Genomic DNA, 12,165 nt, shown 5'->3' with positions numbered 1-12,165 from the left:
GGATCATAATACCTGAAGGTATTGTAATGTAAGCCGGTTTATCTGTCTAAATATTGTCCCTGATATCTGAGGTTTTGCTCTATTGAGTGATGTTCGATTTCATGAATCCGTTTACCCCAGAGCTGAAAACTGCATTCCCATAGTATTTTACCGTTTTCGTCGGTCAACTCTTCAGGACAGCCATTCAGGTCGGTGTGGATTACCCTTTCTGGGTGATTACCTCGTTGACACGATTCATAATAGCTTTCTTTAAGCACTCAGCATAGTTGTTTAGCTGTAACTTCTTTACCCCAAGGTATTTTAGTGTGTATATTTAAGTCAATAACCTCATATCTGATACTTTTGCTAATTTCTATTTATATCTAGATTAGGTTCCCATTCGACTATTCTATCGCTTGCTGAGTGGAGTAACTTCGGCAGGAGTCCAAATTGACCGTTTCCATTGTATGAAGTTATTAGTTAGAATTTCTTTTATGTAACTTTCAAATTTAGAATTAAAGTATTTATCAGATGTTATTGTTATTTTAAGAGTATAATGTTCATCACATAATAACTCACTAAGCCTATCAATTTTGTCGATAACGGCAATGCTAAAATTATCCAACTCCGCTCTGGCAATATAACGACCTTTTTCATCTTTACAGGATAATTTACATTTAAATGCCAGTTCTATCTTAGTCAGCATTTCTTTAAATGAATTATTACTATCAATCAGTACAAAAGTTAATCGTCTTTCATTTATATTCATAAATCTATTATCCTTGAAAAATTTAACGTTGAAATATTAAATCCAACAATTATCTTATAAAAAACAAAAAATTCGTTTTTATTTACAGCCAATTTTGCGCTGAATGTCACCCTTTCGAGCAAATTCCATTAACTCGTGAGTTTTAAAAATTCTAAAACCAAAGGATTCTTTTTTTAGCCACGGAAAAATTAAACGTAATTTACGGTCTATAGACGCTTCTATTTCCTTCATACCTTTAATTTCTGAAGCATCACGGCGTCTGTTTGTATATACCGGATCATGAGCTTTACTAATACCACTAGCAGCACTTCCTCTATAACCTATTTCGGCATTAGGATCGATTGCTTGTATTGCTGGCAAGTGTTCTCTAAGAATATCGTCAATTTGTTGTTGAACTCTATTTAAACTAATTAACCCCCACGGATCCGCCCAAGTCAACCCATTAGGCGCATACTGATACAGATTAAAGCCACCGGCTAAACCTATCGGATCAGGCTGGGTAAAGCGACCTATATCCGGATCATAATACCTGAAGGTATTGTAATGTAAGCCGGTTTATCTGTCTAAATATTGTCCCTGATATCTGAGGTTTTGCTCTATTGAGTGATGTTCGATTTCATGAATCCGTTTACCCCAGAGCTGATGGCTGTATTCCTAGAATAATTCGTCGTTTGTATCGGCGAGCTCTTTTAGTACACCGTTTAGATCGGTGTGGAAGTACATTGCCTTTTGTTATTCATTACTTCGTTTGTCTATGCGCGTCAGGGGTTCGTAGCTGCTCTGGTTGGTATAGATATACTGTTGTGCTGATTAAGATTGGTTTCCTGAATCGTTGTTAAGCCATCCCACAGTAAGTGGGTACGGTTGTAGGGGGTGCCTATGCTGTTTAACTGGCGTTTTTCGATACGCCGGCCAAGGGCGTTGTAGATGTAGCCGTAACGCTAACTGCGGTATGATTGTTCGATGCGTACTTTGTTCAGGCGGTGTTCGACGTCGTAGTGGTAGTTCTGGTCTCTGAATTTAAGTAGCTAGTTACAGCGGATCAGGTTGTGTCTGCTTGTCCAGATATTTTTTGCTAGTACACTTCTAATTAATTCAAGTTTGACTGGCTCTTATTCGTTAAAAGCATCTACCCTTGAGCCATTGCTAAACCCATAATACTTTCTATTTTATCTAAGTCATACTCCTAAATAAATACAAAATAATTCCTCACATTGGATTTTTAAAAATATATTTAATCAATCATAAATAGAATTGTTGATAACAATATAATTCAATTAATAAACAGCTTTGAATTGACAGCTTTTTAGAACAGTAAACAAAATTTTAATTTCATATAGCGGATTAGAATATTTAAATTTAAACAGTAATTGATATATCTAATGCTTAGCTATTATTTTGCTTTTTCCAGATATTTAATCGTATTTACGATAGAATTCTAGTAATTATTACAATGGATATTTGTCCCAATTATTATCAAACTTATCATATACCTCTTTTTTATCAATACGCCACTCATGTTTTTTGTAATGCAAGGTATAACGAAATTGACTTTTTGTACGATTTTGTTGTTGCGTGTAAATAACTACTTTATTCCCTTTGAGTTCTTCTATTTTTAATATTTCTTCATCTGGTGAGTACTCTGGTGGGTTTCCACAAGATAATGCTGCTTGTCGATCATATTTTCGTTCTTTTTTTGTACGGAATTTATCAAATATAAAATTCAAATCTTTAGTCATTTGTAAATAAGCTTCTTCTGAAGAATCACTTTTTAATTTTGGATAGCAACGTATTTCCCAATGATTCATCGCAATAATGAATTCTTTTAATACGTTTTTCGCAATTTCAATATTCATTTAGTTTACCTAATTTTTAAACATATTATTTAATACATTCTTACCACTTTTGGAAAACTGAGTATTCTATTTGGGGGGCTTGTGCCTCCTTTGCCATAAATAAAATTCCATTTAATATCCACAGCTCCATATTCTTGAATATACTGTTTAATTGTTTTTTCAAAAGCTCGATATTGACCACGATTTATTCCTTTTAACTGAGGGAAAACATTATCTATGCCTCCTGAACCGCCTAATATTTTCGCTAAAATATATCCCGCATCATCATCTGCGTTACCTAACCTTCTAGCAAATGCGCTTGGAAAAAGGTTAGTTGCTGTGCCTGATCCTATATCAGCTCTTGAAACTGTCGCTTTTGCTGAAAGAGGTTGCCCCTGTGCTCCTCGTTTAACTTTTGCTTCACAAATCCATCCCCACGGATCAATCCAAGTTAATCCATTAGGCGCATACTGATACAGATTAAACCCACCTAGCAATCCTATCGGGTCTAGCTGGGTAAAACGACCAATATCCGGATCATAGTACCCGAAAGTATTGTAATGTAAGCTGGTTTCCCTGTATAAATATTGTTTTCAATACCAACAGGGATGCGGTTAACCTTACGGTTATTATTTATAAACCATATAAATCATTTATATCATCTTCACACACTAATTTAGAAATAAATTCATTAAAACTATTGCATAGAAAAAGAGTACTCTTATCTTGATTGTCCGTTAAAGATAAATTATCAGACCATGTGTCAAGAGTATAGTAGTATATTTTCCCATTATTAATATCGATGCAGAAATAATTACCACCCGCGTCAATCGCAAAAGGTAAAAAAGTTTCCGGTAATAACTTTCTACTCCATAAATTTTCTGCTTTGGAAGGCATTAAATAGTTCTTGTCATTATTAAACTTTTTATAGTATTTAACGGGTATTAGTTCATGAATTGCAACCCATTCAAATTCACTTTCAGGATCCAGCCAAGCATTATTCTCTGGCATTCCTCCATTGTGTTGTAACAGGAATTGTCTTAGTTGAACAGGAATTTTTATCTTTAAAAGTTTTTCAACCTCATTTAGGTCAGTGGTATTAATTGCTTGTTGAGAATTGTAGAATTTGTTGCTTGTTCTTGGTTTAATATCTTCATCTTCAATGGTTTCTATTTTGTCTTGATCTTCATCACAAATTAAAGCATTTAAGAAATTTTCTAATGAATCAGATAAATAGATACTATTTTTTTTAAAATTTTGCTCTGTATTTAGGGTGTCATCCCATTCTAATCTGAGATATTGATATATCGCACCAGTATTAATATTCATACACAAAAAACCATTACTTAAATCGCGAGCAAAAGGTAACAGCTCCTTAGGTAACTTTTTATTATCCCAATGTTTGAAAGCAATACCTTCCATGATAAAATCTGGGTCATTCCTAAATGCTTTATTATATTTTATAGGAATAAAATTAAAAACTTTAAGTTTGTATGGAGGAACAGTTGTTTTCCAAATATCTTTATATACCATTCCTCCATTACAATTAAGATAAAACTGTCTTAAAGAATCTGGAATTGTGATACCTAACCTCTTTTCACAAGCATTTAAATCTTTATCAGTCAGCTTTTTTTCGCAGTCATAAAAGTTATCTATATTAATCATATTAATTCCCAAATTATATTGCGCCTTTAATTAACAAAATTTACTTATTAGCTCTTTTAGTCTCTTCGGTACTCTACCTGTTAACCACCCTTGTGTATATGAATAGTCTACTGCTTGTGGTGAGCCATATTTAGTGCCCGAATGTGCACCAAATTGAGAAACTGAACCTTTATGACGAATTGCTTTATGAGTTTCCGTTTTAATTAATTGCATAGTAGTTTTACCAGTTTTCGGATCAAAATCGTCAACATGATGCCAAGTATATCCTACGGCATCTTTCTTTTTGATTCCAGCCGCTTTAAATGCAGCAGCAAAATCTCTAGACCTAGTCCCTTGCATTGTGATTTGAACAATATTTTTTTGACCTTCTTTTACAGGGCATAATCTGGAGAATCTGTAAAATCTATTCCTTGTAATGCTAGCCTCCATGGATCAACCCAAGTTAACCCATTAGGCGCATACTGATACAGATTAAACCCACCTAGCAATCTTATCGGATCTGGCTAGGTAAAGTGGCCTATATCCGGATCATAATACCTGAAGGTATTGTAATGTAAGCCAGTTTCTCTGTCTAAATATTGTCCCTGATATCTGAGGTTCTGCTCTATGGGTTCGTGTTCGATTTCATGAATCCGTTTCCCCCAGAGCTGAAAGCTGCATTCCCACAGTATTTTACCGTTTTCGTCGGTCAACTCTTCCGGACACCCATTCAGATCAGTGTGGAAGTACATGACTTTTTCAGGGTCATTACCTCTTTTGTCTATGCGTGCCAGTGGTTCGTAGCTGTTCTGGTCGGTATAGATATACAGGCTGTTGATGGTGATCCCATCCGGCAGGGTGGTGGCGATGCGGTTGCCCAGTGGGTCGTACTGGTGGCTGAGGGTACCCTGTGCGGTGGTTTCGCTCAGCAGGTTACTCAGCAGATCGTAGCTGAAGGCGATGAGGTCGGGTTCTGCTTCTGCGGGCAGGCCGGCTTTTTTGTAGCCGACTTTGATAAGGTTGTCGGCTTTGTCGTACTGGTAGGCGGGGGTGCCGTCGGTGGTGTATTTGCCGATCAGGCGGTCGGCAGCATCGTATTGGAACTGGTAGTGTTCGTCGTTTTCGTTGATAAGGGTGTTAAGGCGCCATAGGCGTCGTTTATTTATTATTGGGCGCATATTTAAATTATGCTGAACCATAATTAAATGGGAGAAGATAAATACCACCGCGTATTTTATGACTAATAATCTTGTGACAGTTTATTAATAAAACAATCAAATGATTCAGATACTAAAACTAATTCTTTTTCATCCATCAACCATATATATATTTTTCCATAATTTCTATCTTTTAATGAAAGTAAGAAGCAATTTCCACCCTCATCATAAGCAAAAGGGATCATATATTTTAAATTAGAAAATTCATCAATTAAGTTAGCATAAATATCTTCTATAGTTAAATCACCATATTTTATTGGATTAAAGCCACCCAATAAAAAGAAATTATGTTCACCGTTTTCGCGAGGGTAACCACCATTAAATTTAATATAAAAATTAATAAATGAAAGTGGAATCTCTTTATTAAAATATTTGCTAAATTCTTCAAGTTCTTTAAAAGATAATTGTTTTTCCGATTCTTCAAGTATTAGTTGCATTTGTTATTATCCTTTCTAGCTGGAAATGCATAATTTTTTACCAGTAGTTGCTTTATATTGACTAACTCCACCTGAATGGTTTATCCCTTGGTGTGCTTTCTTTTCAACGAGTTGCATTGTACCTTTATTGGTAACAGGATCATAATCATCAAGTTGATGCCAAACATATCCTCTTGGTGTTGTTTTCTGTTTTAGTCCTGCTTGTTTGTTAGTGGATTAAAAATCTTTGATATAATCAACTAGATATTCAATTGTTGCAATAGGGTTTACTCCTGGCTGTTTATTATATAAGGCATTACTGCCTGAATAATCTAATCCACCTCCTGAAGTTTTAATTACTCCCGTATAGCCACGTTCTTTCAGTTTAGTTATTGAATCTGCTGCTAGCCCCCACGGATCAATCCAAGTCAACCCATTAGGCGCATACTAATACAGATTAAACCCACCCAACAATCCTATCGGGTCTGGCTAGGTAAAACGACCAATATCCGGATCATAATACCTGAAGATATTGTAATGTAAGTCGGTTTCTCTGTCTAAATATTGTCCCTGATATCTGAGGTTTTGCTCTATGGGCTCGTGTTCGATTTCATGAATCCGTTTCCCCCATAACTGAAAGCTGCATTCCCAGACGATGTCACTGTTTGCAGTGGTAAACTCTTCTGGTGCACCGTTCAGATCGGTGTGGAAGTACATGACTTTTTCGGGGCATTACCTTTTCTGTCTATACGTGCCAGTGGCTCGTAGCTGTTCTGGTCGGTATAGATATACAGGCTGCTGTGCTGATTAAAACTGGTTTCCTGAATCATTGTTAAGCCATCCCACAGGAATCGGGTACGGTTGTAGGGTTTGCCTGCGCTGTCTAGCTGATGTTTTTCGATACGCTGGCCAAGGGCGTCGTAGATGTAGCCGTAACGCTGGCTGCGGTCTGTTTGTTCGATGCGTACTTCGCTCAGGCGGTGCTCGGCGTCGTAGTGGTAGTGTTGGGTTGCGCCGATGGCATCGCGTTTGAAACGGTGGATGATTTCGGCACTGCTGCCGGCAGCAAAGTGTATATTGCTGACGTTGTCGAGTAGTTCATAATCTAAATTTTATTTGCGTTCTTCCGAGAAATGTTTGCTCTTTTAATCAGCCTTACCAAATAAAGACTACAATATTTTTAATTTTTCGGTTAACTCTTTTATACATGTGTCTGCCAATTTTTTGTATTCTATAGCAATTTTTCCTGAATACTTCTCATCAACCATTTTTTCAAACTCTTGAAATGTGCAAAAAAAGTCATTCATTTGAATAGCGAATCCATTATTAACCCAACAAGCAAAAATAGTTTGTGAGTTATCTTCGCAGTTTTTGCAATAAGCTATATTTTGTATTTTATCTATATCTAAATATAAACCGGTGCCAACAGATAAATTGTCAGGTAATTCTCGAATACTTGTTGATTCTATATTTAATTTACCTCCAATCGATAAATTTTCAGGTAATATTTTGATTTTTGAGTATTTTAAATCTAAATCACCTTTAATTGAGAAATTTTCAGGTAACGCTTCTATTTCAGTAAACCCTAAATATAAACTACCTCCAATAAAAAAATTTTTAGGTAATACTTTGATTTTTGTCATTGTTAAATTTAGATCACCTTTAACAGATAGGCTTTCTGGTAGTGCTGTTATTTCTGTATTCGCTAAATTTAGACTGCCACTAATAGAAAAATTTTTAGGTAATGCTTTGATTTCCGTATTTGTTAAATATAAATAACCTCCAATAAATACCTTTTCAGGTATAGTTTTGATTTCTGTATTTCTTAAATCTAAATCACCACTAACAGAAAAATTTTTAGGTAGTGCTTCAATTTTTGTATGAGTTAAAATCAAATCACCGTTAATAGATAAGTTCTCAGGTAATGCTTTAATTCCTCTGTTTCTTAAATTTAAATTACCATCAATAGTGATTTTATTGTCTTGAATGAGATACTTTATACCTTTTTTATTTAGTAATTCTAAAAGTTTCTTCATAATCTCTCTTTAGCAATAAAAACGGCTTTAAATAGGCTGCATTAATGCGATTGACAACGGTAAATCTTACTATTACAGATTTATGCTTAATACTGGAAAAGTCAAAAAAAGACCTTTCCAGTATTATTAATCTAAAAAATCATCATTTTCAAGGTAGTAAATAATAGCATCTAATAAATCTTCTTTTGTAGCATTAGGATGATGATCTAATTTATTGTCAATAATATCTAAAAAAGTTTGATATTCCAACCAATCTCGATATTTATCAGGGTACTTATCACACAGCTCACCCATTTCATCATCATCATCATCAGTTTCAGGAAGGTAAAAAGTACCTTCTCTTATATCCTTTTTTTTATTACCTATCTTAATATTTGTAAATAAAAAATACCATAATTCAGGACGATCTTTATAAATAGTTAATAGTCCATTGATACCTTCGATAATTTTCATTCATAATCTCCAATTATTATTTACGACAAATTGTACCACCGCCCCATTTTTTGCGACCACCCGAACCATCTGGGTGATATATTTTATGATATTTATTGTGATCTTTTCGATCAACTAGTTTTAATGAATCTGGGGTATTTACACTTTCAACTTACAATGCGAAATATATAAATTGATATTTAATAATGAGTTATCAATTAAATTTGAATCTATTACTAACGAATTTGTAAAATGAGTTTATCTAAAATACAATCAGAAAAAATCTACACTATGTAAATGGGGATATTTAAAATTTGTATTATGGAAACATTACATTGTAAATACTTTTTTCACATGTGGGATTAATTTTTTGGATATTATCTGGAACAAGTCTTCATTGAGTTTTAGGGGGAGGGGGGTTATATGCCTTTCAATTATTTCCACGCTGTGCCCAAATAAAAAGGCTATTGTTTTTAGTTAACCGACAAACCAAATGAAAATAGCAACCCTAAAATTGATGCCTTTTTATCCTTAACACTGAAAGGTGAGGTATCTATATCAAATTCATATAACAGCTCGTTTTTTTTTAATAGAACAAAATTATTAGAAAATAGTATATCTATTAAATTAGTAAATGATTGATAAACATCATCATGGCAATCAATAACTTTATCATCATAAAGTAAAAAAGCATATGTTGACACTAAGGACAAATATAAACATATTGATTTATTTAGATAATCAAATTCTAATGATATGCAAACATCATAATTTAAATCGGTATTATCTTTAACTTTAAATTTAAATAAAGAATAAATATCATTTATTACCTCTTTATATTTTAGTGAATTATATGTTTCCATCACGAAATGGAAATCTGGTTTTTTTAAATCATGATATGCATTTAGAATATCACATAAGATCCTTTCTTTTTTTTGTTTATACATTAATGTCAAAGCTCTCTTCTTGCAGGATGTCCATGTGCTTCGCCTTTAAAGTCGACATGAACCCTGATTTTAGTTTTGGATCCTTTATTAGGGCCCGTTCCAACATGACTATCAGTTTCCAAATCGAGCTTACGCAGTTGATTTGGTATTGGATTTCCATATGCTAATGTATCACGTACTAATTTATCAACATCAGATTGACTATCAAATGCTGGTGTTGGTTTCTCTTTTATTATATTGAGGAGACCTTGGAGTTGATGGTGCGCCTATCCGGCAGGGTGGTGGTGATGCGGTTGCCCAGTGGCTCGCACTCCATTGGTTAACGATTAGACAGTTACGTAACGTTAATATTCTGATATTTATTTTAATATGGCTATTAGTGGTAATAATTTATTATGCCCTTTTGGTTAGGAAAAGCTTATTTTTACAGCTGTGCTAATAACTTTTATTGTTTTGTTTTTTTAAAACTACCGTATTTTATATACCCATAATGACTCTTTTTTTGTTTTAAAAAAATTAGAGGAAGTAAAGTCAATATCATTCTTTTTTGCATATGAAAGTAATAGATCATAGGTAACCCTATCTCTAATTCGTTTTTTATTATATTGTTCTTTGTCTTCAAACCATAAAAGATCACCTTTTTCATAGAAAAGCCATTTATCTTCTTTCATTGCTCTAACTAAGCGGACAGTTTCTCCAGAATCGATAAAACTCATTTCTACTAAGGGGTAAGCTCCACTTAGTATTCTAAATGATAGATAGCTTGAATGGTTTGCTTCCGTTATACAATAAAGTAAGGAGTCCCAACCATCAGATAAATTAGATACAAAGATTAGTTTATTATCATTCACACATGAATAATAAAAAGCGCCTACTGGTGGTAAAGCGCTGCCTTTTTGAATATTCAAATGTATTTCTTCAATTCGTTTTCTATTTTTTTGCGGTTCACACGACCAGTTTAATCCATTTTGAATAATGCTTTCAATCTCGGTGAGATTACTATTAACTATGGAAAACGCTAACATCTTATTAGTATCTTGAAAAGCCATTTAAAATATTTCCTAAATTATCAATTAATCAAAATGTATTTCTGGCATTAGGATCAAGTCTTAGAATTATATTTTTGATATCCAAAACTCCCCCCTTTAATGTTGTATCCAATTAAATATTATAGTGTTTACCATCTAAATCAAATTGAATATCTGGCTTATTTTTACTAACTTCATTACCTTTTATATCTACTTGACGTTGATTTTTTCGGATGTTTTCAGCACTTTATTTTTTAGCATTCTAATTTAGTTTTTCTTTTTATATTCATCTAATTGATTAATTGCCACTTTGGCCGCATCTCTTATATCAATATTTTTAGATTGCAAAGATACTTGAAGTCCATTTCTTAATATTTCATCACTAAAAGCTGCGGCTATTTGTGTAACCCAATATCTAATACTGTCTGGTATTGTTATATCTTCAAGAACTTTTTGGATTTCTTTTTTTACATCAATATTACAGCATTGATAAAAGAAATCTTCTACCAACTGATATACGCCCCATCCATCACCTTCACCAAAAGATCTTAAAAATAACTCAATTGCTTTTCTATCTGGATTTTTAATAAAAAACTTTCGTACGTCATCATATTTGTTAATAATATCTTGAGTTAGATCTTTATCACAAGGCATGGGTTGATGTCTTAATAAAAAATTTAATGCGTCATCTTTAGTCATAGTTTTAATCATTCCAATATTTTTTGTTTTGCCTAATTATTTCACTTAATTGTCTGTTTATTACCTCACAACTATATTCAGCATTGTTTAATATTTTTCTAAGGTCACGAATATCTCTTGTTAAATATTCTCGATTGTTTAATTTTGAAATAATAGGCTTTCTATAAACCCAAGTTAATTCATGAAGATATTTTGTTAAATTAATAGTTATTCCTTTTCTATGATTTGTTGGGCTTACTGCATTTTGAACTACATGATGTGCAGTATGAGTTGGATTAAGTCCGCTTTTTATATTAGCTGCTCTAGATTTGCCATATGTTCCGATGTATAAATCTTGGACAGGTTTAGCTAATTTTGTGAATCAGAACCACATCCTGCGGATAACCCCCCCACGGATCAATCCAAGTCAACCCACTAAGCGCATAATGATACAGATTAAATCTAATCGTATCAGACTAGGTAAATCTATCTAATTCGCTGTTTGCATCGGTAAGTTCTTCTAAACAACCGTTCAGGTTGGTGGATGAGCATTACCCTTTCGGGTTCATTGCCTCGTTTATCTATCCGCGCCAGTGACTTATGAATATGACGATTTTTATATTAATTAACTATTCGGATATTTATCTAAATAACCCCTACTTGAGGGGTATTTTGTAAAAAAAGAAATTTTATTTTTATCAATAAATTCAATATCAAAAATTCTAGAACAACTGTTTTCTAAACCAATATCATAAGAATATAATTTTTCTTCAATCTCATCCAAAAGGGATATCGCCATATCATTAATAATCAAATTACATTCATTAATAAAAAAAGTTACTGCTTTCGGAAAATGAGATTCAATAATCACGCCTTCATAATAATGATCAAACTTTTCAATTTTTTTGTATTCTATAAGAGCATATCTCTGTTTATCTCTAAATGAAACAATATATGTAAATACCCCAAACTTAGTACACAACTCACGTAGAAAATCATGCTGCTTGTTTTAGTGTTTTATACTCAATCGGTGTCATGTTATTTAATGCCTCATGCGGTCTTTCGGTGTTATAAATTGTTAACCATTCTTCAGTTATTCTCCTTGCTTGAGCTAAGTTGTTAAAAAGATATAAATCGAGTACTTCAGTACGATAGGTACGATTAAATCGTTCAATATAGCCATT

Annotated in this window: 12 protein-coding genes and 5 pseudogenes; all 17 read right to left on the bottom strand. The window is 33.3% G+C overall.

Annotated elements, in window-relative coordinates; genetic code table 11:
- Positions 1-41 precede the first annotated feature (41 nt).
- A pseudogene (locus tag A9G28_RS14225) lies at positions 42-212 on the bottom strand (RHS repeat domain-containing protein); the annotation flags it as partial.
- Positions 213-388: 176 nt separating this feature from the next.
- Positions 389-748, bottom strand: a complete 360-nt coding sequence (locus A9G28_RS09775; RefSeq protein WP_065566450.1) for a hypothetical protein — start codon at positions 746-748, stop codon at positions 389-391.
- A gap of 78 nt (positions 749-826) precedes the next feature.
- Positions 827-1,291: pseudogene (locus tag A9G28_RS13160) on the bottom strand (RHS repeat-associated core domain-containing protein); the annotation flags it as partial.
- A 905-nt stretch (positions 1,292-2,196) separates the two neighbouring features.
- On the bottom strand, positions 2,197-2,604 hold the full coding sequence (locus A9G28_RS09765; RefSeq protein ID WP_065580551.1) for an NTF2 fold immunity protein: 408 nt from the start codon (positions 2,602-2,604) through the stop codon (positions 2,197-2,199).
- A 29-nt stretch (positions 2,605-2,633) separates the two neighbouring features.
- Positions 2,634-3,173 (bottom strand): annotated as a pseudogene (locus A9G28_RS14220) (RHS repeat-associated core domain-containing protein); the annotation flags it as partial.
- A gap of 43 nt (positions 3,174-3,216) precedes the next feature.
- Positions 3,217-4,248 (bottom strand): SMI1/KNR4 family protein, encoded by a 1,032-nt coding sequence (locus A9G28_RS09755; protein WP_065580549.1) that lies wholly within the window; start codon positions 4,246-4,248, stop codon positions 3,217-3,219.
- 30 nt (positions 4,249-4,278) lie between these two features.
- Positions 4,279-4,587, bottom strand: a complete 309-nt coding sequence (locus tag A9G28_RS09750; RefSeq protein ID WP_176702141.1) for an HNH endonuclease signature motif containing protein — start codon at positions 4,585-4,587, stop codon at positions 4,279-4,281.
- An 89-nt stretch (positions 4,588-4,676) separates the two neighbouring features.
- Positions 4,677-5,063, bottom strand: a pseudogene (locus A9G28_RS14215) (RHS repeat domain-containing protein); the annotation flags it as partial.
- A gap of 404 nt (positions 5,064-5,467) precedes the next feature.
- Positions 5,468-5,881, bottom strand: a complete 414-nt coding sequence (locus tag A9G28_RS09740; RefSeq protein WP_065566442.1) for an SMI1/KNR4 family protein — start codon at positions 5,879-5,881, stop codon at positions 5,468-5,470.
- A pseudogene (locus tag A9G28_RS14210) lies at positions 5,872-6,873 on the bottom strand (RHS repeat-associated core domain-containing protein); the annotation flags it as partial. The gene A9G28_RS09740 and the pseudogene A9G28_RS14210, both read right to left, overlap by 10 nt.
- Positions 6,874-7,029: 156 nt before the next feature.
- The gene (locus A9G28_RS09725) at positions 7,030-7,896 is read right to left on the bottom strand and encodes a hypothetical protein (protein WP_065580545.1); all 867 of its coding nucleotides are present in this window, start codon (positions 7,894-7,896) and stop codon (positions 7,030-7,032) included.
- A gap of 126 nt (positions 7,897-8,022) precedes the next feature.
- Complete coding sequence (locus A9G28_RS09720; protein WP_065566438.1) at positions 8,023-8,349, bottom strand: DUF7716 domain-containing protein; 327 nt, start codon at positions 8,347-8,349, stop codon at positions 8,023-8,025.
- 452 nt (positions 8,350-8,801) lie between these two features.
- Positions 8,802-9,275 (bottom strand): hypothetical protein, encoded by a 474-nt coding sequence (locus tag A9G28_RS09715; protein WP_065580544.1) that lies wholly within the window; start codon positions 9,273-9,275, stop codon positions 8,802-8,804.
- Between the two features lie 467 nt (positions 9,276-9,742).
- Positions 9,743-10,324: a hypothetical protein gene (locus A9G28_RS09710; RefSeq protein WP_065580543.1), complete on the bottom strand. Its 582-nt coding sequence runs from the start codon at positions 10,322-10,324 to the stop codon at positions 9,743-9,745.
- Between the two features lie 246 nt (positions 10,325-10,570).
- The gene (locus A9G28_RS09705) at positions 10,571-10,957 is read right to left on the bottom strand and encodes a hypothetical protein (RefSeq protein ID WP_081297890.1); all 387 of its coding nucleotides are present in this window, start codon (positions 10,955-10,957) and stop codon (positions 10,571-10,573) included.
- 649 nt (positions 10,958-11,606) lie between these two features.
- Positions 11,607-11,963 carry a hypothetical protein gene (locus A9G28_RS09700; protein ID WP_065580542.1) on the bottom strand — a complete coding sequence of 119 codons (357 nt, stop codon included), beginning with the start codon at positions 11,961-11,963 and terminating at the stop codon, positions 11,607-11,609.
- Positions 11,964-11,976: 13 nt separating this feature from the next.
- Positions 11,977-12,165 (bottom strand): integrase core domain-containing protein (locus A9G28_RS09695; protein ID WP_141674737.1); only part of this gene is annotated, 189 nt, incomplete at its 5' end.

The organism is Gilliamella sp. Fer1-1 (assembly GCF_001690825.1).
GTDB lineage: Bacteria > Pseudomonadota > Gammaproteobacteria > Enterobacterales > Orbaceae > Gilliamella > Gilliamella apicola_C.
Note: the sequence above shows the minus strand (reverse complement) of the source record. Positions and strands in the feature narration are given on the sequence as shown.

Bases quoted from the DNA above. Each gene is read 5' to 3' on its own strand.
- A9G28_RS09705 (WP_081297890.1), bottom strand. From the start codon at position 10,957: ATGCCTTGTGATAAAGATCTAACTCAAGATATTATTAACAAATATGAT.
- A9G28_RS09725 (WP_065580545.1), bottom strand. From the start codon at position 7,896: ATGAAGAAACTTTTAGAATTACTAAATAAAAAAGGTATAAAGTATCTC.
- A9G28_RS09715 (WP_065580544.1), bottom strand. From the start codon at position 9,275: ATGTATAAACAAAAAAAAGAAAGGATCTTATGTGATATTCTAAATGCA.
- A9G28_RS09775 (WP_065566450.1), bottom strand. From the start codon at position 748: ATGAATATAAATGAAAGACGATTAACTTTTGTACTGATTGATAGTAAT.
- A9G28_RS09720 (WP_065566438.1), bottom strand. From the start codon at position 8,349: ATGAAAATTATCGAAGGTATCAATGGACTATTAACTATTTATAAAGAT.
- A9G28_RS09755 (WP_065580549.1), bottom strand. From the start codon at position 4,248: ATGATTAATATAGATAACTTTTATGACTGCGAAAAAAAGCTGACTGAT.
- A9G28_RS09710 (WP_065580543.1), bottom strand. From the start codon at position 10,324: ATGGCTTTTCAAGATACTAATAAGATGTTAGCGTTTTCCATAGTTAAT.
- A9G28_RS09750 (WP_176702141.1), bottom strand. From the start codon at position 4,587: ATGCAAGGGACTAGGTCTAGAGATTTTGCTGCTGCATTTAAAGCGGCT.
- A9G28_RS09765 (WP_065580551.1), bottom strand. From the start codon at position 2,604: ATGAATATTGAAATTGCGAAAAACGTATTAAAAGAATTCATTATTGCG.
- A9G28_RS09740 (WP_065566442.1), bottom strand. From the start codon at position 5,881: ATGCAACTAATACTTGAAGAATCGGAAAAACAATTATCTTTTAAAGAA.